The sequence below is a fragment of the Staphylococcus equorum genome (genome assembly GCF_029024965.1).
Lineage (GTDB): Bacteria > Bacillota > Bacilli > Staphylococcales > Staphylococcaceae > Staphylococcus > Staphylococcus equorum.
The window spans coordinates 793,022-813,332 of record NZ_CP118982.1 but is presented as its reverse complement, the minus strand read 5'-3'; the positions used below and the strand labels follow the sequence as shown (position 1 = coordinate 813,332).

At 33.7% G+C, this 20,311-nt stretch carries 25 protein-coding genes; 2 read left to right on the top strand and 23 right to left on the bottom strand.

The window, feature by feature from the left end:
* The first annotated feature begins 214 nt into the window (after window positions 1–214).
* Window positions 215–2,176 (top strand): IucA/IucC family protein, encoded by a 1,962-nt coding sequence (locus PYW44_RS03780; protein WP_021338381.1) that lies wholly within the window; start codon window positions 215–217, stop codon window positions 2,174–2,176.
* A 124-nt stretch (window positions 2,177–2,300) separates the two neighbouring features.
* Here the strand turns inward: PYW44_RS03780 and PYW44_RS03775 are convergent, their stop codons facing one another.
* The 6 genes from PYW44_RS03775 to PYW44_RS03750 all read right to left on the bottom strand — a co-directional run bounded on the left by PYW44_RS03775 (window position 2,301) and on the right by PYW44_RS03750 (window position 7,709).
* Window positions 2,301–2,807: an Asp23/Gls24 family envelope stress response protein gene (locus tag PYW44_RS03775; protein WP_002507000.1), complete on the bottom strand. Its 507-nt coding sequence runs from the start codon at window positions 2,805–2,807 to the stop codon at window positions 2,301–2,303.
* A 68-nt stretch (window positions 2,808–2,875) separates the two neighbouring features.
* Window positions 2,876–3,115, bottom strand: coding sequence for a DUF2273 domain-containing protein (locus tag PYW44_RS03770; protein WP_002506999.1), 240 nt, complete (start codon window positions 3,113–3,115; stop codon window positions 2,876–2,878).
* A 12-nt stretch (window positions 3,116–3,127) separates the two neighbouring features.
* Complete coding sequence (amaP, locus tag PYW44_RS03765) at window positions 3,128–3,664, bottom strand: alkaline shock response membrane anchor protein AmaP (protein ID WP_002506998.1); 537 nt, start codon at window positions 3,662–3,664, stop codon at window positions 3,128–3,130.
* A gap of 126 nt (window positions 3,665–3,790) precedes the next feature.
* A complete protein-coding gene (locus PYW44_RS03760) occupies window positions 3,791–5,401 on the bottom strand; it encodes a BCCT family transporter (protein ID WP_107510497.1) in 1,611 nt (536 codons plus the stop codon).
* 259 nt (window positions 5,402–5,660) lie between these two features.
* Window positions 5,661–6,680, bottom strand: a complete 1,020-nt coding sequence (locus tag PYW44_RS03755) for a zinc-binding alcohol dehydrogenase family protein (protein ID WP_021338383.1) — start codon at window positions 6,678–6,680, stop codon at window positions 5,661–5,663.
* Between the two features lie 21 nt (window positions 6,681–6,701).
* Window positions 6,702–7,709 (bottom strand): NADP-dependent oxidoreductase, encoded by a 1,008-nt coding sequence (locus PYW44_RS03750; protein WP_002506995.1) that lies wholly within the window; start codon window positions 7,707–7,709, stop codon window positions 6,702–6,704.
* 147 nt (window positions 7,710–7,856) lie between these two features.
* Between PYW44_RS03750 and PYW44_RS03745 the strand changes: the two genes are divergently transcribed.
* The gene (locus PYW44_RS03745) at window positions 7,857–8,852 is read left to right on the top strand and encodes an LLM class flavin-dependent oxidoreductase (RefSeq protein WP_021338384.1); all 996 of its coding nucleotides are present in this window, start codon (window positions 7,857–7,859) and stop codon (window positions 8,850–8,852) included.
* Between the two features lie 72 nt (window positions 8,853–8,924).
* Here the strand turns inward: PYW44_RS03745 and PYW44_RS03740 are convergent, their stop codons facing one another.
* The 17 genes from PYW44_RS03740 to rpmD form a co-directional block, all read right to left on the bottom strand.
* The gene (locus PYW44_RS03740; protein ID WP_115075965.1) at window positions 8,925–9,803 is read right to left on the bottom strand and encodes an alpha/beta hydrolase; all 879 of its coding nucleotides are present in this window, start codon (window positions 9,801–9,803) and stop codon (window positions 8,925–8,927) included.
* Between the two features lie 213 nt (window positions 9,804–10,016).
* Window positions 10,017–10,409 (bottom strand): 30S ribosomal protein S9, encoded by a 393-nt coding sequence (gene rpsI / locus PYW44_RS03735; protein ID WP_002506992.1) that lies wholly within the window; start codon window positions 10,407–10,409, stop codon window positions 10,017–10,019.
* Between the two features lie 19 nt (window positions 10,410–10,428).
* Window positions 10,429–10,866: a 50S ribosomal protein L13 gene (gene rplM, locus PYW44_RS03730; RefSeq protein ID WP_002506991.1), complete on the bottom strand. Its 438-nt coding sequence runs from the start codon at window positions 10,864–10,866 to the stop codon at window positions 10,429–10,431.
* Between the two features lie 207 nt (window positions 10,867–11,073).
* Entirely contained in the window at window positions 11,074–11,877 is an 804-nt protein-coding gene (gene truA / locus PYW44_RS03725; RefSeq protein WP_069801838.1) for a tRNA pseudouridine(38-40) synthase TruA, read from the bottom strand.
* A 6-nt stretch (window positions 11,878–11,883) separates the two neighbouring features.
* Window positions 11,884–12,690 (bottom strand): energy-coupling factor transporter transmembrane component T family protein, encoded by an 807-nt coding sequence (locus PYW44_RS03720; RefSeq protein ID WP_021338395.1) that lies wholly within the window; start codon window positions 12,688–12,690, stop codon window positions 11,884–11,886.
* Window positions 12,680–13,543, bottom strand: a complete 864-nt coding sequence (locus PYW44_RS03715) for an energy-coupling factor transporter ATPase (protein WP_107510425.1) — start codon at window positions 13,541–13,543, stop codon at window positions 12,680–12,682. The genes PYW44_RS03720 and PYW44_RS03715 overlap by 11 nt, the downstream gene beginning before the upstream one ends.
* Window positions 13,540–14,349, bottom strand: coding sequence for an energy-coupling factor transporter ATPase (locus PYW44_RS03710; protein ID WP_021338397.1), 810 nt, complete (start codon window positions 14,347–14,349; stop codon window positions 13,540–13,542). The genes PYW44_RS03715 and PYW44_RS03710 overlap by 4 nt, the downstream gene beginning before the upstream one ends.
* A 619-nt stretch (window positions 14,350–14,968) precedes the next feature.
* Complete coding sequence (gene rplQ / locus PYW44_RS03705; RefSeq protein WP_002506986.1) at window positions 14,969–15,337, bottom strand: 50S ribosomal protein L17; 369 nt, start codon at window positions 15,335–15,337, stop codon at window positions 14,969–14,971.
* An 18-nt stretch (window positions 15,338–15,355) separates the two neighbouring features.
* Complete coding sequence (locus PYW44_RS03700) at window positions 15,356–16,300, bottom strand: DNA-directed RNA polymerase subunit alpha (RefSeq protein ID WP_002506985.1); 945 nt, start codon at window positions 16,298–16,300, stop codon at window positions 15,356–15,358.
* A 77-nt stretch (window positions 16,301–16,377) separates the two neighbouring features.
* Window positions 16,378–16,767: a 30S ribosomal protein S11 gene (rpsK, locus tag PYW44_RS03695; RefSeq protein ID WP_002506984.1), complete on the bottom strand. Its 390-nt coding sequence runs from the start codon at window positions 16,765–16,767 to the stop codon at window positions 16,378–16,380.
* Between the two features lie 23 nt (window positions 16,768–16,790).
* Entirely contained in the window at window positions 16,791–17,156 is a 366-nt protein-coding gene (rpsM, locus tag PYW44_RS03690; protein WP_002506983.1) for a 30S ribosomal protein S13, read from the bottom strand.
* A 21-nt stretch (window positions 17,157–17,177) separates the two neighbouring features.
* A complete protein-coding gene (gene rpmJ / locus PYW44_RS03685; RefSeq protein ID WP_002482634.1) occupies window positions 17,178–17,291 on the bottom strand; it encodes a 50S ribosomal protein L36 in 114 nt (37 codons plus the stop codon).
* Window positions 17,292–17,322: 31 nt separating this feature from the next.
* Window positions 17,323–17,541: a translation initiation factor IF-1 gene (infA, locus tag PYW44_RS03680; protein WP_001118443.1), complete on the bottom strand. Its 219-nt coding sequence runs from the start codon at window positions 17,539–17,541 to the stop codon at window positions 17,323–17,325.
* Between the two features lie 172 nt (window positions 17,542–17,713).
* Entirely contained in the window at window positions 17,714–18,364 is a 651-nt protein-coding gene (locus PYW44_RS03675) for an adenylate kinase (RefSeq protein ID WP_002506982.1), read from the bottom strand.
* 17 nt (window positions 18,365–18,381) lie between these two features.
* Window positions 18,382–19,674: a preprotein translocase subunit SecY gene (secY, locus tag PYW44_RS03670; RefSeq protein ID WP_002506981.1), complete on the bottom strand. Its 1,293-nt coding sequence runs from the start codon at window positions 19,672–19,674 to the stop codon at window positions 18,382–18,384.
* Window positions 19,674–20,114: a 50S ribosomal protein L15 gene (rplO, locus tag PYW44_RS03665; protein ID WP_021338398.1), complete on the bottom strand. Its 441-nt coding sequence runs from the start codon at window positions 20,112–20,114 to the stop codon at window positions 19,674–19,676. The genes secY and rplO overlap by 1 nt, the downstream gene beginning before the upstream one ends.
* 16 nt (window positions 20,115–20,130) lie before the next feature.
* Window positions 20,131–20,310, bottom strand: a complete 180-nt coding sequence (gene rpmD / locus PYW44_RS03660) for a 50S ribosomal protein L30 (protein WP_021338399.1) — start codon at window positions 20,308–20,310, stop codon at window positions 20,131–20,133.
* Between the last annotated feature and the right edge of the window lies 1 nt (window position 20,311).

Below are 20,311 nucleotides of genomic sequence, written 5' to 3'. Positions count from 1 at the left end.
TTCGGTGTCCATTCACTTTGGGATGTTAAAATACATAGAAAAGTGGTAAATATAAATGATGAAACTGTTATATTTCATATGTCATACAATCAAATTAACACTATTATGATAGAACCCATACTTATTTTTTATAATTGATAATTATTATCAATGTACTTAATATAGATTATATAAATACCTTATACTTTTGTAAAATAATTTTAAGAGGTGCCTTATGAATACAAACATAGACTTTAACAATTCAATTAATAAACTCACTAAAGATGAACAATATGCATTAACCTATTTAGAATCTATCAATTATGAATGGCGTGATGCATTTATGAAAGCGTTATTAATCAGTAGAGATAAAATATCACAGCGGCTCATCACTTCTTTACATAGAGAGAATTTAGTTAATAGCCGCGATTATAGTCAGGTCATTACAACACACGATGCACCAATAAACTTAGCTACTAACCAATTACAAACATTAAAAATAAATTTCCCACACGCTCAAAAAACTTTATATGCACCTATTACTGGATTACATGCATTCGATAGAATTGATGTTGAAGGCCCCTTTTATTTTGAAAGTAAGCATAATCTTGAAAGAATTTTACATCCTAATGAGATATTAAGTTGTATTTTAACCGAAGCACCAACACTTAATAATGACGCAAGTTATCAATTTAGAGAAGATATAAATAATAGCGTAGCTAATATGGCTATTTCGCTTAGCTTTCAAATGATTACATTAGCTGATGAAACTTTGCCTCTTGGTCAACTAATTATTGAAGCGGAAGATAGTTATTTAAGATCCGAACAAGCAGTTGTTGAAGGGCATCCCTTACATCCAGGTGCAAAATTACGTAAAGGTATGACACCTGAAACTACAATTAATTATTCTTCTGAGTTCAATAATGTTATAGGCTTAAAGTTTATCTTAATACATAAAGATATTGCAAAAGTTGAAACATTATCCAAAAATTACAATGAAACTCTATATGATTTATTCGAAGGCTTATATTCCGAAGTTTTAAGAGAGGTTGGTTCTGAACATATTGATACGTACTATGTCATGGTCATACATCCATGGCAATATAATGAAGTATTAATAAATCAGTATGACAATGAGCTTAAAGAAAAACGAATTATTCCAATTCACTATCAACTTGATTATCACGCTGGTCTATCGTTTAGAACACTAATGCCAAAGCTGCCTATAGCTTTACCCCACATTAAACTATCAACTAATGTGCATATCACAGGTGAAATTAGAACTTTATCTGAACAAACAACAATTAATGGCCCTCAAGTCACAAAAATTTTGAATGACATTAAACATAGCGATACCCTATTTCATAATATTGCTGGAGATACGATTGATGAAATTGCTGGCATCCACTTTTTTAAAACAGAAGATCCACATGATATACAAACTATAAGAAGTGAACAATTAGGTTCGTTATTTAGAACTAATATTTATGATGTTATTGATAATAATACAACACCTATGATTCCATCAAGTTTAGTTGCCAACTATGTTTATAACTATGAAACACCTATCAATACACTTATCAAAAAGTATGCACAAACACATGCTTTTGTTTCTTATAAAGAAGCATGTATCACTTGGATAGAACAGTATAGTCAAGCACTAATTGATATTACGCTACCTTTATACATTAAATATGGCATCGCTCTTGAAGCACATTTACAAAATACTATCGCTACATTTAATAGTGATGGCTCGTTAAACAAATTATATGTCCGTGATTTTGAAGGTTTACGCATTGATGAAGTTTACTTGAATCACATGGGATATAGAACCCAAAATTTTCATGAGAAATCCTTAATTTTAACGAATCAACCACAAACTGTTTTTAATAAAGTATTTTATTCTAGTATTCAAAACCATCTTGGAGAATTAATCTGTACTTTAGCAAAATCTAGTGCTATTGATGATTTAGAACAAAGCATATGGTCAAACGTAAGTGATCTATTAGCTAACAAGTTAAATGTTATCGCCAATACTATGGATGATTCTAAAAGAATCGATGAAATTAGAGCATTATTATTCGCGTCTGAAATTGACTATAAATGTGTAACCACGATGAGACTAGAAGATGAAGCAGATGTTTATACATATATAAAAGTGAATAATCCACTTCACCGAAATCATGAATCTCATTAAAGTATGATATTAAGTCTATATAAATATTAAAAAACCAAATGCTTTTATAGCAATTGGTTTTTCGAAATTTTAAAACCGCTAAAGTAAATTAACTTTAGCGGTTTTTAGTTTGATACTCAATTAATTATTGTAAGCCTTTTTCCTCATTATTTGAGTTTTGGCTTTTTTCATTTTTTTGAGACCATTCTTTTTTAGTCATTACATCTTCAACGCGCATGTTAACTTCAACTACGTCAAGACCAGTAATATATTTAACTTGTTCTTTAACTAAATCTGTTACTTTACGGAAGATTTTAGGTGCTGATTCACCGTATTCTAATATTACTTTTAAATCAACAGCTGCTTGTTTTTCTCCAACCTCAACGCTTACGCCTCTTGAAACGTTCTCGTTGCTTCCGAATGAGTTAGAAATACTATCGACGAATCCGCCTTTCATTTCTAAAATTCCACTTACTTCACGCGCTGCGATGCCTGCAATTTTCTCAATTACTTCATCAGAAAATGTTAATTTATTTGAAAATTGCGGTTCTTGTTTTTGTTGTTCTTGTTCTTGTTGCTTTTGTGCTTCTTGTTCATTAACTCCAGTTTGATTATTATATGCTTGTTTTGCTTTGTTATTATCTACTGCCATATTAAAATCTCCTTTGTCTTCTCAATTTTTAAAATTTAATTTTAAGTTATTTTCAAACTTTGGAAATACTAACTCCATCGATTTAAGAAATTTAAAAAGTCTTGCTTACGGTCTTTAGTATACCCGATTGCAATTCCAATCAAACATAATACTAAGATTAATATTGTACTCCAGAAACCTAGTGTTAAGAATAATATTGCGATAATCAAGAATGCTAAGAATCCAATGATTCTCCATTTAAATACTTTTAAGAAATCAACAACTTCTTGTGTAGAATCTTGTCCATTTTGGTGATTATTATTAGTCATGATAACCCTCCCTTACAACACACGTTTGCCTGAGGTTTTTTGATCTCTAACGTTGACCTCTAGTTTTGATACTGGTAATTCAGTAAAGTGTTCTACGTTCTGCTTAATGTCATTTCTAATTTCTTCCGTTAATGATTTAACTTGAACATCACCTGGTACAAAGAAATCCGCTTTCAAAGCAATATGTGATTTCTTCTTCTTGTTATACAATTTTGCAATCACGTTCGGTTGACGAATTTGATCATATTGTACAAGTGTATCGTATGCTGATTTTTCAATTGCTTTTCTCGATACATAAATATGACCATCATTGAAATCTTTGTAAAGTCCGGGTTTTCTATACGTAGGTTTAAACAAGCTGAATACTAGTATCAGGCCAATTAAAATGAGTAACGCTGCTAAAGTTATTAAGGTTGGTTGAAACCAATTAAACTGTGTTAAGTAATCTTGATATTGAGTAATTCTAGAGTCTTTGATATACATAAACAGTAAAACACCAACGATTACTACAATTAAAAGTCCTAATATGAAATTTTTAAGTCGCTTCACCTCGTATGCCACCTCCTATGTTTCTAGATTATGTACTTGTTATATATGACTAATACCCTTTAAAAAAAACTTAGAAACATTTTTATTGTATTTGTTAAATATTTTCTATGGCAAAATAAGTTTGCTCTAGTTATTATTCTTCCGATCTTCAGTTGATTCTATTTGTTTATCGTCTTCTGTTTCTGAATCATCTTGATTTGCTTTACGATATTGTAAAAGCTGACTATCCGTGACAAGTAGCTTATTGCTAGGTCTCGGCTTTTCTATTGCTAATGATTTCAAGAGTGACCATATCATTAATATAATGACAATGGAGAATGGTAAAGCTGCAATAATTAAAAGGTTTTGAATCGATTGCGTTCCACCCGTATAAATCATAATCATCGCAAATAACGCTAAAATAATGCCCCAACTGACTTTGACTAAACCAGAAGGATTAATACTACCTTTAGAACTCAACATACCTAATACATACGTAGCTGAGTCGGCTGATGTTACAAAGAAAATCATAATGACTATCAGCGTAATAATACTCAATACAAATCCTAATGGAAATTGTTCCAACGTAGCAAAGGTCGCTGTTTCCGTTGCTTCTTTCGCGATATTCGCAATACCGTTTTGTTGTAAGTAAATTGCTGAGGCGCCAAATACTGCAAAAAATATGAAACATACAAGCGCTGGTACAAATAATACACCTAATATAAATTCTTTAATCGTTCTACCTCGAGAGACACGGGCGATAAAGATTCCAACAAACGGCGCCCATGAAATCCACCAAGCCCAATAGAAGATTGTCCATTGTTTTAACCACTGGAATTTTTCGCCACCCGATTGCGGTATACGTAAACTCATGTTAAAGAAATTAGCAATATAATCCCCTAATGAATTGGTAAACGTATTTAATATCGTTAGTGTAGGTCCTACACAGAACAATAAGAGTAACACGAGGAAAGCTAACGCCATATTAATATTACTTAAGCTCTTAATACCTTTATCAATACCTGACCAAGCTGACCAACTAAATAATAAGGTTGCTATAATAATGATAATAACTTGACTCCCAAAATTAGAAGGTATTTCAAATAAGAAATTCAATCCTTCATTGATTTGCAACGCACCAAAACCAAGTGTTGCAGCAACACCTGTTACAGTAGCAATAATTGCAAGGACATCTATCGCCCCACCGATAGGACCTTTCATCATTTTACTGCCTAAAATAGGTATTAACGTAGCACTGACTAGTCCCGGATAACCTTTATGGAAATTAAAGTACGCAAAAACGAGTCCCACGATACCATATACAGCCCATGCGTGCACACCCCAATGAAAGAATGAAAATTGCATCGCATCATTAATTGCAGTTTGCGTGCCTGCTTTATGTAATGGGGTTAAAGTAAATGCATGACTAATTGGTTCAGAAGTTGTCCAAAAGACTAAACCAATACCCATACCTGCACTAAATAACATTGCGAACCATGATTTTAATGAAAATTCAGGATCTTCGCCTTCTTCACCCAATGTAATAGATGAATATCTAGAAAATAATAGATAAACACATACAATTAATATGACTAATACAAGTAATAAATAATACCAACCAAAATTAACTGCTATAAAATTCGTGATAGATTGAGTGACTGATTCTAATTGTTTCGGTAATATTGCACCATAGAGTACAAATACCGTACAAATAGCTAATGCCACCCAAAATACTGCTGTCATTTTTTTAAAATGCATAACAAAATTACACTCTCCCTTTGCTTTATGTAAGATACATACCCTATCATACTTAATATATTCCATATTTGTAACCACTTTTAAGGATTATTATAATCTTATTTAAACACTATAAATAGATTTATTAAATGTGTAATTATAATAAATTTACATATTTAAAAGCCTTCCAATTATTCACCCATAAGGTAATTGCTTGGAAGGCTTATCTAGTATATTAATTTCATAACACATTAACATGACAGATTTTAATATTTATAACTTATGATTCTTGATTGAGTTGAATTACTAATTTACCAATCATGTTTTGATTTTCAAGTTTCGTATGTGCTTCGAACAGACTATTTGCTGTTAAACCATCTATCACTTCATTTAAAGTTGGTTGATATACATTCGCTTCTATTTTTTCAGAAATGTCCGTTAAATAGTCACGATGTAAAGTCATGTCTTCAGTTTCATGTAGCGGTCTTGAATACATATATTCATGTGTAAATGTAATACTTTTAGGTTTGAGTAAGTTTAAATCTTGTTTATTTTTAAAAGCGACAATGGTTGCAATGATCCCTCTTGGTTTTACGAGTTCGATCATTTTTTCATAGTATTGATCTGTATCAAATGTACAGAAAATATAATCAACTTCGCTTATTTCATATTTTTCAAACTCTTTAACTAAATCATTTTTATGATTTAATACAATATCTGCACCCATATCTTTAGACCAAAGATACGTTTCTTCTCGTGAAGCGGTTGTAATAACATGGAGTCCATGATGTTTAGCTATTTGCGTTGCAATACTTCCTACACCACCTGCACCATTGATAATTAAAATAGACTTACCTTTATTATCTTCTGGATTATGCGAAATTTTAAATACATCAAATAATGTTTCTGATGCAGTGAGTCCTGTTAAAGGTAAACTTGCAGCTTCAGCAACACTTATATTTTTAGGTTTTTTAGCGACAAGACGCTCATCAACAAGTTGGTATTCTTGATTAGAACCTTGATATGCAGGAGAGCCAGAATAAAATACTTCGTCGCCAACTTTAAAATGATTAATTTCTTCACCTACCGCTTCTACCACACCAACAGCATCAAAGCCTAGAACTCGTGGTGGCTCGTTAACAGGAGACTGTCTTATTTTAGTATCTACAGGATTAACACTAATCGCTTTTACACGTACTAAAAGTTCGTATTGCGTTGGTTCAGGTCGTTCAACTTCAAATTCATAGAACTGATTTCCTTCATCTAGATCAAAACGAGTATCTGCACCTATTGCTTTCATATTACATATCTCCTTTAATGTTTAGATATTGTCTGACACCTGTACAACTTGTTTGCCAAAGTTATCGCCTGTAAATAAGTTTCTAAATGCCTCTGGTATGTGTTCAAATCCATTCATGACTGACGTTTTTGTTTTTATTTTATCTTCTTGGACCCATTGGGCAAGTTGTTTACTCGCATTTGCGAAATCATCTGCATAATTTGCCACAATAAAGCCTTTCATTAATGCTTGTGATTTTATGAGGATGGGTTGAATACGTGGACCATGTTCAATCGTTGTATCATTGTAACCAGAAATTGCTCCACAAACAGGAATTCGAGCAAATTGATTTAAGTGTTTCATTACTTCATCAGCAATCAATCCACCGACGTTTTCGAAATACACATCTACACCATTTGGTACTGCTTTAGCAAGTTGTTCTGAAAAATCATCTGCTTTATAATCCACACTCGCATCAAAACCTAATGTTTCTGTTAAGTATGTTGTTTTTTCAGGGCCACCTGCAATACCTACAACATAAGCACCTTTCAATTTAGCAATTTGTCCTACCACTGAACCAACCGCGCCAGATGCTGCAGATACAACAACTGTTTCGCCTTCTTTCGGTTGTCCAATTTTTAATAGCCCATGATATGCTGTTTGACCAGGCATGCCTAACACGCTTAAATATAAATGTAGTGGAACATCTGTGTTAGATACCTTAATAACATGCTTTGCTGGGACATTGCTTAGTTTTTGCCAAGGGAATTGTCCAGTAACAATGTCACCTTTATCAAAACCATCTGCTTCTGATGCAATGACTTTACCAACAACATGCCCTGATAAAGGTTCATCAATTTGGAATGGTGTGATATAAGAATCACTATCATCCATACGTCCGCGCATATATGGATCTACTGATATATATAACGCTTCTACTTGAATTTCATCTTTTTTCGGCATATCTATTTCAACAGTTTCATATTTAAATATCTCATCTGAAGGAATGCCTTCAGGTCTCTTAGCTAATACGATTTGTTCTGTATTCATTATATTGCCTCCATTCGCTATTTTCTTTCATTTTATAGTGATATAACAGTGCAATCAATCAAATCGCTTATTGAGCTCTATGTGGTCATGTTATGCTTACGTTAAATTCATATACTGATTGATATATAGTAATAAGGAGATATTGAAGTGAAACTAAGTATTTTAGATTATGTTCCAATTTTTGAAGGCCGCAACGCGACACAGGCTTTAAATCATACCGTTGAATTAGCTCAATTAGCTGAGTCATTAGGCTTTTATCGCTATTGGGTGGCAGAGCATCATCAAGTGCATTCTGTAGCCTCTAGTGCGCCTGAAATGGTTATGATGTCACTCTTAGAACAAACATCCTCCATTCATATTGGAAGTGGCGGTATTATGCTGCCTCATTATAGTGCATATAAAATTGCAGAACAATTTAAATTAATGGAAGCACGTCACCCTGGACGCGTCGATTTAGGCACAGGACACTCGCCTAGCTTCAAAAATGTGAATCATGCTTTAAATGAAGCTAAAACAAAAGATATAAGTTATAAAACACAAATTAATGATTTAATGCATTATTTTAATGATGACAATACTTATAATCACCGTTTTAAAGGGTTACAAGCAACGCCATTAATCGATACGAAGCCGAGTATGTTTATATTAGGCATGAGTAAACAAAGTGCTGCAATCGCTGCAGAAAAAGGATTACCTTTCGTAGTTGCACTTATGGGTCAAGCTAACCACATTACTGAAAATGTAATTAATCATTATCGTGACTTATTTAAACAATTTCATCCTGAAAGTGAATCTTATGTTATTATTTCTACGTTTGTAATTACTGCACAACAGCAATCACAAATAGCTCAATTAGAACATGCATTTCATTTATGGTTAGTGCGCATTGGTTATTTGGATCAGCCTGAGTTTTATCCTTCAATTGAATTTGCAATGCATCGACAACTCTCAACACGTGAACAAGATAAAAAGATTTCTAACCAAAATAGAGTGATTTCAGGTTTACCTAATGATGTTATAAAAGCACTGAATGATGTTGCTTTAAGATTTAATGCTGACGAAATTATGATTCAACCACACGTTTTTGGTGAAACACACCGAAAAACACTGCTAGAGTTAATTGCCAAGGAAAATATGACATAATAATAATAAAAGCAATATATCGCCCACATTTAACTATCGGCTGATATATTGCTTTTTGCATGATATTTTAATTTACAGATCTTTATCCCATAAGTATTCATTTATTTTATCTTGCACTTTTTTATTATTTGCTAGTTTTCCATGCTCTGCATTAGGCCCATGCACTTTAAATTCATCATATGATTTTACGTTGTTACCTAATAAATATTTTAATGATCTTGAAGATACATTAGTCACCCTACCGTCTGAGTCTGTACCATCTTCAATGTCTCCATATATATTTAGCACATTGACGTCATCAGGAAATTTATGTTTCATAGCTCGTAATTCTTTATAATCATCCATCATTTTATTAGGTTTGCCTTTTTTATCTAATTCAATATTTAATTTTTTGCCATCTACATCTACCTCACCATTAAAGTTCCCGGCCAAATTTACTACTTTATTTAAAGTAGGTAGTTGTTCATCGTCTCCATAATTTAACATATAGTAACTAAATGATTTATTACTCATAGAATGTGCGACAAAATTAAATTTTTCAAAGTTATATTGATAGTTCGTGGCAATGATGGCATTTCTTATCCATTTTGCATTTTTTTCTACATTTTCATTATTATTATCTTCTAACTTAATTTTAATAATTGGATATTTAGATTTACTTGTTAAATTTCCATCGAATGTCACCTTTCCATCAGATGAAACATATGCTTGAATAACCTCTTTTGATGCACCTGACTTAATAGCTGAATTTACTAGAAAATTCCCTGAGTCAGCTGAGCCTTTATATCCATGAAGATAAAATGTAGGTATTGCTTCCTCGGAATCACTTCTGACAGGATATTCGTTATTTCCATAATATTTAATTACTAAAATAACTACACTTAATAAGGCAACGAGCAAAATGATAAGTAGTACTGTGTAGAAATTATGAGAGTTCTTTTTATCTTCCATGTAATCACGCCTTATATTATAGAGTTATTTTCCTTAATTACCCAACATCTTATCATACTTAACATTTTAAAATAAATTTTTATTTTGTAATACAAAAAAAGCACTTTCCAATATAATTGGAAAGTGCTTTTTAATATCGAACACAAACTGTCTACACTAATTTGCGTACTGTATCTGGAAGCGAATAACTTCGCAAAAGTTGCAGTAGTAATATTAACGTTTTGAGAACTGTGGTGAACGACGAGCTTTTTTAAGACCTGGTTTTTTACGTTCTTTCATACGAGGATCACGAGTAAGTAATCCAGCGCGTTTTAAAGAACCTCTGTATTCAGGATCTGCTTCTAATAATGCACGAGCAATACCGTGACGGATTGCTTGAGCTTGTCCAGTAAATCCACCGCCGTGAACGTTAACTAAAACATCATAGTTACCTTTAGTTTCTGTAACATCAAACGGTTGGTTTATATCTAAAATTAATGATTCAAATGGTAAGTAGCTACGTACATCGCTGCCGTTAACAGTAATATTACCTTCACCTGGTACTAAACGTACACGTGCTACTGAGTTTTTACGACGGCCTGTGCCTTTATATTCAACTTGTGCCAATGTAATTTCCTCCTTTTAATTAACCACGTAACTCGTAGTTTTCTGGTTGTTGTGCAGCGTGTGGATGTTCAGCGCCACCATATACAAATAATTTTTTACCTTGTTTTTCGCCTAAACGCGTGCTTGGAAGCATACCTTTAATTGAATTTTCAAGTAAACGTTCTGGGTTCTTAGCTTTTAACTCACCAGCAGAAATTGATTTAATTCCGCCTGGGTGGTTTGAGTGACGATAATACATTTTATCTTGTTCTTTGTTACCTGTAAAATGTATTTTTGAAGCGTTGATGATAATCACATAATCACCTGTATCAACGTGTGGTGTATAAGTTGCTTTATTTTTACCGCGTAAAATAGTTGCTACCTCTGATGATAAACGACCAAGTGTTTTATCTTCAGCATCAATAACATACCATTTGCGCTCAATGTTTGATTCATTAGCCATAAATGTTTGACGCATATAATTGTCCTCCTAGAATAAATAAATGTTTCTTGTTTAATAGTTATTACTTTTAAGTTTAGATGTCATTTATTTTGTTAATTTTTTGTTCTTGTTCTACGTGCTTCTATATCTTGTTACACAATAAGATTCCGGGGCTTATCGTGGGTGATATAAAACAATACCGTTAGTAATCGTATAATTTTTAAGCCGTTTTGTCAATCTTATTTAATCATTTTGTGTTGATTTTTTTTGATGTATATTTATATCACTACCAAAGTCATTGATTAACGCTGAAGATGTCAAATAAATCCGCTCTAAATATAATCCTTCAGATGGTGCAGTATACGGAACCTGATTACGATCTTTCATCATTAATAACTCAGGTACCTCTTCAGGATTACGCTTTCCTTTGCCAACTTCTAATAGAAACGCCATAAGCACACGTACCATATTATATAGGAATCCTGAGCCTGTGACAATATAATCCAGACCATTTTCTGTAATTTTAATACGACTTTCATATATCGTGCGCACTTTACTCTCTACTTCTGTTTTTTGTGAACAAAAACCAGTAAAATCATGCGTTCCTACGAATAATTGGGCTGCCCTATTCATTTTTTCAGTATCTAATGAATCAGTAATATATGTTTTCAAACCGCATTGGAAAGGATCCTTGTGCTCTGATTGATAAATTTTATAACGGTAAGACTTTCCGACACAATCATATCTACAATGAAAGTCATCATCGACAATCATTACATCATTCACATAAACATCATCAGGCAAAGCACGATTCATTACGTACTTCCATTGTGGCGGAGCAATGTTCAATTCTGTATCAAAATGAAAATATTGTTCTAACGCGTGTACGCCTTTATCGGTTCTACTACTTGGGTGAATTCGCACATGACGTTTGTGCATTCTTTTAAGTATTTTTTCAAACTGTTGTTGTACTGTTCTACCATTTTGTTGTATTTGAAAACCAAGAAACTGACTTCCTTGGTATGAAATATTTACTAAAACACGCATCATGCATTACACTCCTATATATTTTAAAACAAACAATATCACTGCTATTGGTATTAGTAATATGAGCACTAATACATCTGTCCATCGCCATTGCAACTTACGATAACTCGTACGCTGTTTTTTAGTATCGTAACCTCTTACTTCCATTGCAATAGCTAAGTCTTCTGCCCTTTGAAATGCTGAAATAAACAATGGTATTAATAATGGTATAAATGCTTTAATTCGATTAATCAATCCTCCAGAGCTTATTTCTGAGCCACGAGATTTTTGAGCTAAAATAATTTTATCTAACTCGTTCATCAGTGTTGGTATAAATCGCAACGCTATCGACATCATCATGCTCAATAGATGCACAGGTATCTTAACAAGTTTAAGCGGTGATAATAGTCTTTCAAATGCATCTGTTAAGTCAATTGGACTTGTCGTTAACGTTAATATCGTTGAAATCATAATGATGAACATGAGTCTCAATACAATATAAATACCTTCTAAAATCCCCTGTGTATCGATAGAGATAAATGACATCTCAAATATTCTTGTGCCGCCCTTGGTTAGAAACAAATGCATTAGAAAGGTAAATATGAGAAATATCCATATTGGCGTTAATCCTTTTACTAAAAACCATAATTTAATATGGGCTAACTTCATGAAAGTTAATATTAATAGAAACAACCAAAAATAAGTAGCAAACGAATGTGCAAAAAAGATTAATACAATAAAGAAAAAGGCAAATATCAATTTTGAACGTGGGTCCAAACGATGGATTATTGTATCTAACGGCAGATAGCGGCCTATGATAAACTTATCTCTCATGTTGTTGCCACTCCTTATACATTTCAATAAATTCTGCTTCAGTTAATGCGATTTTATTAAAATAATATTGATGTTTATCTTCAATATCCCTTTGCAGTTTCACAATATTTGGTACATCTAAGTGCATTTGATTCACATAGTTCGTATCACTAAATAATTTACGTGGTGTACATGAATCAATAAGTTTGCCATTGCTCATAATTTTAACTTCATCTACATATTTTGCTACGTCATTCATTTCATGCGTTACAAGGATGATTGTTTTTTGTTGTTCTACTTGAAGTCTTTTTATTAATTCCATGATTTGTTTTCTACTCTTTGGATCAAGGCCTGCAGTAGGTTCATCTAAAATAACAATGTCTGGATCCATTGCCAGTATTGATGTAATTGCGATTTTTCTCATTTGCCCACCTGACATTTGAAAAGGAGACTGCTGCAATATATCCCTGTTAAAACCAAATTCTAATAGTAAACGAAACGCACGTTCTTTTACTTCGTTAAGTGGCATGTTAAAGTTTTGAGGACCAAAAAGAATCTCTCTTTCAACAGAATCTTCGAATAGCTGTGACTCCGGAAATTGAAATACAACACCTAGGCGTTTACGTACTTGCTTTAAAAACTTATCTTTAGTCTTATGGGTGATTGTTATATCATCTACTTCTAACGCACCACTAGTTGGCTTTAAAAGGCCATTGAAATGTTGAATCAATGTTGATTTGCCAGAACCAGTTTGTCCTATTACAGCATAGTATTTTCCTTGTTCAAATGACGTGACAATGTCTTCCAACGCAAGATACTCAAAGGGTGTGCCATTTTGATATACATAACTAACTTGGTTAAAATGAACCGTCATAATTTTCTTACCAACCCTTCATAAGTTACGTAATCAGTAACGCCTAATAACTGCTGATGCATTCGCATTGAAAATGGAAGATCTAAACCAATCTTTGTGAGTTCATTACCATCACTAAAAATTTCTTCTGGTAAGCCCGATTGATGTACAGTACCTTCATTTAACACCACTACATGGTCGGCCTCTACTGCTTCTGACAAATCATGTGTAATAGAAATAATCGTAACATCTTTATCGTCTTTTAAACGATGAATCAATGAAAGTAACTCATTTCTACCAGCAGGGTCTAACATAGAAGTAGCTTCGTCTAATATAATGATATCTGTATCCAAAGCAAGGACTCCTGCAATTGCAACACGTTGCTTTTGGCCTCCTGAGAGAGACTGGGGTTCGTATTTAGCTCTATCTAACATTTCTACGTCAGCTAATGCTTCAGGCACAATACTCTGCATGCTTTCATATGTTACGCCATTATTTTCTAAACCAAATGCAACATCATACTCCACTGTAGACCCTACAAATTGATTTTCAGGATTTTGGAACACAATGCCAATGTGCTGTCTTAAATAACTCAAATTATCTTCTTGAACTAATCTATTAAGCAAATAAATATCACCATCAAATGGTGATTCTATGCCTATCATTAGTTTAGCAATAGTAGATTTACCTGAACCATTATGTCCTACAATTGATGTCCATTGTCCTTTTGGAATTTCAAAAGATACGTCATTTAACGCAAATCGTTCATCACTATTATATTTAAATGAAACATGATTAAATGTAATAATATTATCTTGCGTGTCCACATCAATTGCCTCCCAAAATTTATAATCATCATTGTTGTATACTTATCCTATTTTACATGAAACTTTCTAAAGAAGCACTAGTAAAGTCTAAAGAAACACTGCTATAAATAAGTACTTTAAAACTTTTATAAAATAACTCTTTTGACATTTGCGCATTAGTGTAAGTGTTCATACCTTGCTAATGGGAGTGGGACAGAAATCTAATTTTTCTAACAAGATTTCGTCGCATGAGCCAAGTCCCGCTAAGCGGACTAGAAAATGGCATACAAGCGTTGAAGCTCTTGCATAAGAACTACTGCTCTTCATAAATGAAGTAGTTCTTTAAAAGTTTAATATAATCGCATTTTCAGTCCAGTCAGGCACTGCCAATATAATAATTGAGGATGAGACATGTATTTTGTCCCAACCTCTTGATTTTCAAATGCATAAGGCCCCCTCAATTCTGTATGAATTGTGGAGGCCTTATAAATAAAAAAAGCGCGCACCCCATCATATTTTTGAGTTCACGCTTTAAAGTTTATTAAGTTTGATGGGGTACTCTGAGCTAGACAATATTTGTATGTGGCAAACATTATCGTTGCACTCATTTGCTTTATACATAGTAGTACGTATATTTAAATTAAACTAATTCGATAATTACTGATTCAGCTCCGTCACCGCGACGAGGGCCTACTTTAAGAATACGAGTGTAACCGCCTTGACGTTCTGTATAACGTTCAGCAACTTCACCGAATAATTTTTGTAGTGCAGTTTGAATTGATTCATCATCATTTAAGATTTCTACATTGCGTAAAGTTTTAGCAGCTTGACGACGAGAAGCTAAATCTCCTTTTTTACCTAAAGTGATTAATTTTTCAACAACACTACGTAGTTCTTTTGCACGTGCTTCTGTAGTTTCAACACGTTCACTAACGATAAGTGATGTAGCTAAATCGCGTAACATAGCTTTACGTTGATCAGAAGTACGACCTAATTTTCTGTAACCCATGAGTTAACCTCCTTTATATTAATCTTCTTTTCTTAATCCTAAACCTAAATCTTCAAGTTTGTATTTAACTTCTTCTAAAGATTTACGACCTAAATTACGGACTTTCATCATGTCAGCTTCTGATTTATCAGCTAACTCTTGGACAGAGTTGATACCTGCGCGTTTTAAACAGTTGTAAGAACGTACAGATAAATCTAATTCTTCAATTGACATTTCAAGAACTTTTTCTTTTTGATCTTCTTCTTTTTCAATCATGATTTCAGCATTTTGTGCTTCATCAGTTAATCCAACAAAGATATTCAAATGTTCAGTTAAGATTTTTGCAGCTAATGAAACAGACTCTTGTGGCGTTATAGAACCATTAGTCCAAACATCTAACGTTAATTTATCAAAATCACTACTTTGACCTACGCGCGTGTTTTCTACAGTATAGTTAACACGTTCTACAGGTGAATATAATGAATCAACTGGAATTACACCAATTGGTAAATCACTAGTGTTATTTTGTTCTGCTAATGCGTAGCCTCTACCTTTATTAGCAACTAGACGGATTTTTAAATGTCCACCTTTAGAAACTGTTGCAATTTTAATCTCAGGATTCAGTATCTCTACATCACTATCATGAGTAATGTCACTTGCAGTTACTTCGCCTTCATCTTTAACATCGATTTCCAAAGTTTTTTCTTCTTCAGAATAGATTTTTAATGCTAGCTTTTTGATGTTCATAATAATTGCAGAAACATCTTCAACAACATTATCTATAGCTGAGAATTCATGTAATACGCCTTCGATTTCAATGTATTTAACGGCAGCACCTGGTAATGAAGATAGTAGGATACGACGTAAGGAGTTTCCTAGTGTAGTACCGTAGCCACGTTCTAGTGGTTCAACAACGAACTTACCGAATTTAGCATCATCACTAATTTCAATTGTTTCAATTCTAGGTTTTTCGATTTCAATCATTTACAAATATCCTCCTTGATTACGTCGACTTGATTTGTACTGTAATTTCTCAGTGACCTGCGACAATAACAATAAAATTATACGCGACGACGTTTTGGTGGACGACAACCATTATGTGGAACTGGAGTAACGTCACGGATTGCAGTTACATCTAATCCAGCTGATTGTAATGCACGGATAGCTGATTCACGACCAGGACCTGGGCCTTTTACAGTGACTTCAACAGATTTCAAACCATGTTCCATAGCTGATTTAGCAGCAGTTTCTGATGCCATTTGAGCTGCGAATGGAGTTGATTTTTTTGATCCTTTGAATCCAAGTGCACCTGCTGATGACCATGATAACGCATTACCAAATTCATCAGTAATTGTTACGATTGTATTATTGAATGTTGAACGGATGTGAGCCACACCATTTTCAATATTCTTTTTCACTCTACGTTTACGAGATACTTGTTTACGTGCCATTTAAATTTTGCCTCCTTTACCTATTATTTTTTCTTGTTAGCTACAGTTTTAACTGGGCCTTTACGAGTACGAGCATTGTTCTTAGTCTTTTGTCCGCGTACTGGTAAGCCACGACGGTGACGGATACCACGGTATGATGAGATTTCCATTAAACGTTTAATGTTTAAGTTTTGCTCACGACGTAAGTCACCTTCTACTTTATAGCTATCTACTACTTCACGGATACGACCTAATTCATCATCAGTTAATTCGTTAACGCGTGTGTCTGGTGAAACGTTAGCTTCTTCAGCAATTTTATTAGCTGTAGTAGTACCGATACCATATACATAAGTTAATGAAATAACAATACGTTTTTCACGTGGAATATCTACTCCTGCAATACGTGCCATAATTATTTACACCTCTCTTTATTAGCCTTGTCTTTGTTTATGTTTTGGGTTGCTACAAATTACCATTACTTTACCTTTACGTTTAATGACTTTACATTTTTCGCAAATTGGTTTTACTGATGGTCTTACTTTCATTTTAATACCTCCCTATATTATGGAGTGACGATTATTTATAACGATACGTAATTCTTCCGCGCGTTAAATCGTACGGAGACATTTCTACAGTTACTTTGTCGCCAGGCAGAATACGAATATAATTCATTCTGATTTTACCACTTACGTGAGCTAAAATCTCATGACCATTTTCTAATTCTACTTTAAACATTGCATTTGGTAAAGTATCTAACACAGTACCTTCTAATTCAATAACATCTTGTTTAGCCATTTATTAACTTCCCCCTTTTTGCAATAGTTGGTTATCGTCAACAATCAACTCTAACCATACGAGTCTATAAGTGTTGTTAATAAGTTTAACAAAATTAAAATGAATTACTATATCGCATTGTCACTCTTATTCAATTATACTTTCGACATTCCATAGACCGTACAAGTTGATATTATTTTAAGTTTTCTAAGATATCGATAACGTCTTCAGTTACGACTTTAATATCTCTTGAACCATCAATGTTTTTTAATACTTTTTTATTATCATAGAATTCTAAGATAGGTTTAGACTGTTTAACATTGACATTTAAACGATTTGCAACTGTTTCTGGGTTGTCATCTTCACGTTGGTATAATTTACCACCATCAAGATCACAAATACCTTCAACTTTAGGAGGATTGAATACAAGATGATAAGTTGTTCCGCATTTTTCGCAAATTCTACGACCAGTTAGGCGGTTCATTAATTCTTCTTCAGCTACCTCTATATTGATAACAGCATCAATTTTTCTATCTAATTCTTGCATAATTTCATTTAATGCTTCAGCTTGTTCAATAGTACGAGGAAAGCCATCTAGTAAGAATCCTTTTTTTGCATCGTCTTCAGAAATTCTATCTTTAACGATGCCCACAGTTACTTCATCAGGGACTAATTCTCCACGATCCATGAATGATTTAGCTTCTTTGCCTAAATCTGTTCCATCTTTAATCGCTTTTCTGAACATGTCTCCAGTAGATATGTGTGGAATTGGGAATTTCTTTACAATTTCACTCGCTTGAGTTCCTTTACCTGCACCAGGTAAACCCATTAAAATGATATTCATAAGTGCCCTCCTACAATTTATCTACCACCAAAGCCTCTATAATCTTTCTGAGTCACTTGAGCTTCAAGACTCTTCATTGTTTCTATTGCTACACCAATTACGATAAGTAAGCTGGTACCACCAAGCTGAATAGATTGAGGTAAGCTCATTACTTTAGTAGCAATGATTGGCAGAATCGCAATTACAGCTAAGAATATTGACCCTACAAATGTTAAACGATAGAGAACTCCAGTAATATATTTTTTTGTTTGTTCACCAGGTCTAATACCTGGAACATAACTTCCTTGTTTCTTGAGATTATCTGACATCTTTCCAGGATTGACTTGAACAAATGCATAGAAGTATGTGAATGCAATGATAAGCACCACATAAACAATCATACCGATATTACTCGATGGATTTGCCACGTCTGAAATCTTCTGCGCCCAACTAGCATCAGGGAAGAACAATGTTAATGTTCTAGGTAACAAGAAGAATGCCATTGCAAAGATAACGGGGATAACCCCAGCAGCGTTAACTTTCAAAGGTAAATATGTTGCTTGTGAACCTAATCGTTGTGTTGATTGCTTTTTCGCATATTGAATTGGAATTTTACGAATAGCTTGTAATACAAATATTGCACCAACTGTTAATAATACCATTCCGATGATTAACCCTAGTACTTTCAACCATGCCATTGTAGTATCATCTTGACCTACGAAAGACTGTTGATAGAACTGAATTAATGATGAAGGTAGTGATGATAAAATACCACCAAAGATGATAATCGAAATACCATTACCAACACCGAATTGAGTGATTTGATCACCCATCCAAATTAAGAATGCTGTACCTGCTGTTAATACAACAGCTATTAATAAATAACTAAGGATTGATTGATCAATGATCAATTGACCCTTTAGATAATTATTAAATTGGAACGCCATCCCAATTGACTGGATAAAGGCAAGAACAATAGCAAAATAACGTGTGATGTTAGTAAGTTTTTTTCTACCTGCATCGCCTTGTTTTGCCCACTCAGAAAACTTCGGAACAATATCCATTTGTAATAGCTGCATCACAATTGATGCAGTAATGTAAGGCATTATACCCATGGCAAAGATTGAGAAATTCTGCAAGGCTCCGCCACCAAATGTATTTAACAAATCAGTGACACCTTGAGATCCTTGTCTACTGTCAAAAGCAGCTGGATTTACGCCAGGTGCTGGAATATAAGTACCTATTTTAAAAATAACTAACATTGCGAGAGTAAAAAAGATCTTGTTACGAACTTCTTTAGTTTTAAAGAAGCTCACAAGCGTTTGAAACATTAAATCACCTCGTGTGCTCCGCCTTTTGCATCAATAGCATCTACTGCAGACGCAGAGAATTTGTTAGCTTTCACAGTTAACTTTTTGTCTAGTGAACCTTTACCTAGTACTTTAATACCAGATTTTTCGTTCTTAACTACACCAGATTCTACTAATAAAGCAGGAGTTACTTCAGTACCATCCTCAAATTTATTAAGTTGGTCTAAGTTAACAATAGCATATTCCTTACGGTTAATGTTAGTAAAACCTCGTTTTGGTAAACGACGGAATAATGGTAATTGACCACCTTCGAAACCTGGTCTTACACTACCACCTGAACGTGCTTTTTGACCTTTTTGTCCACGACCACTAGTTTTACCGTTACCAGTAGCTGCACCACGTCCAACACGGTTACGTACTTTACGAGAACCTTCTGACGGTTTTAGCTCATGTAATTTCATTTCGGCACCTCCTTAATTATTTTTCTTCTACTGTCACTAAGTGACTGATTTTGTTGATTTGCCCACGAATAGCAGGGTTATCTTCAACAACTACTGAAGAGTTCGTTTTTTTCAAACCTAGAGCTTCAACAGTTTTACGTTGTGTTTCTGGACGACCTATAACACTACGAGTGAGGGTAATTTGTACTTTAGCCATA

Coding starts and splice junctions, on each gene's coding strand:
- secY (WP_002506981.1), bottom strand. CDS start 19,674: ATGTTTCAAACGCTTGTGAGCTTCTTTAAAACTAAAGAAGTTCGTAAC.
- PYW44_RS03775 (WP_002507000.1), bottom strand. CDS start 2,807: ATGGCAGTAGATAATAACAAAGCAAAACAAGCATATAATAATCAAACT.
- PYW44_RS03755 (WP_021338383.1), bottom strand. CDS start 6,680: ATGAAAGCAATAGGTGCAGATACTCGTTTTGATCTAGATGAAGGAAAT.
- rpsM (WP_002506983.1), bottom strand. CDS start 17,156: ATGGCACGTATTGCAGGAGTAGATATTCCACGTGAAAAACGTATTGTT.
- rplM (WP_002506991.1), bottom strand. CDS start 10,866: ATGCGTCAAACATTTATGGCTAATGAATCAAACATTGAGCGCAAATGG.
- PYW44_RS03715 (WP_107510425.1), bottom strand. CDS start 13,543: ATGACGGTTCATTTTAACCAAGTTAGTTATGTATATCAAAATGGCACA.
- truA (WP_069801838.1), bottom strand. CDS start 11,877: ATGCGTGTTTTAGTAAATATTTCATACCAAGGAAGTCAGTTTCTTGGT.
- PYW44_RS03760 (WP_107510497.1), bottom strand. CDS start 5,401: ATGCATTTTAAAAAAATGACAGCAGTATTTTGGGTGGCATTAGCTATT.
- PYW44_RS03720 (WP_021338395.1), bottom strand. CDS start 12,690: ATGAGAGATAAGTTTATCATAGGCCGCTATCTGCCGTTAGATACAATA.
- rplQ (WP_002506986.1), bottom strand. CDS start 15,337: ATGGGTTACAGAAAATTAGGTCGTACTTCTGATCAACGTAAAGCTATG.
- PYW44_RS03700 (WP_002506985.1), bottom strand. CDS start 16,300: ATGATTGAAATCGAAAAACCTAGAATTGAAACAATTGAAATTAGTGAT.
- PYW44_RS03750 (WP_002506995.1), bottom strand. CDS start 7,709: ATGAATACAGAACAAATCGTATTAGCTAAGAGACCTGAAGGCATTCCT.
- PYW44_RS03770 (WP_002506999.1), bottom strand. CDS start 3,115: ATGACTAATAATAATCACCAAAATGGACAAGATTCTACACAAGAAGTT.
- infA (WP_001118443.1), bottom strand. CDS start 17,541: ATGGCTAAACAAGATGTTATTGAATTAGAAGGTACTGTGTTAGATACT.
- rpmD (WP_021338399.1), bottom strand. CDS start 20,310: ATGGCTAAAGTACAAATTACCCTCACTCGTAGTGTTATAGGTCGTCCA.
- rplO (WP_021338398.1), bottom strand. CDS start 20,114: ATGAAATTACATGAGCTAAAACCGTCAGAAGGTTCTCGTAAAGTACGT.
- rpmJ (WP_002482634.1), bottom strand. CDS start 17,291: ATGAAAGTAAGACCATCAGTAAAACCAATTTGCGAAAAATGTAAAGTC.
- PYW44_RS03780 (WP_021338381.1), top strand. CDS start 215: ATGAATACAAACATAGACTTTAACAATTCAATTAATAAACTCACTAAA.
- PYW44_RS03740 (WP_115075965.1), bottom strand. CDS start 9,803: ATGGAAGATAAAAAGAACTCTCATAATTTCTACACAGTACTACTTATC.
- PYW44_RS03675 (WP_002506982.1), bottom strand. CDS start 18,364: ATGAATATCATTTTAATGGGTTTACCTGGTGCAGGTAAAGGAACTCAA.
- rpsK (WP_002506984.1), bottom strand. CDS start 16,767: ATGGCACGTAAACAAGTATCTCGTAAACGTAGAGTGAAAAAGAATATT.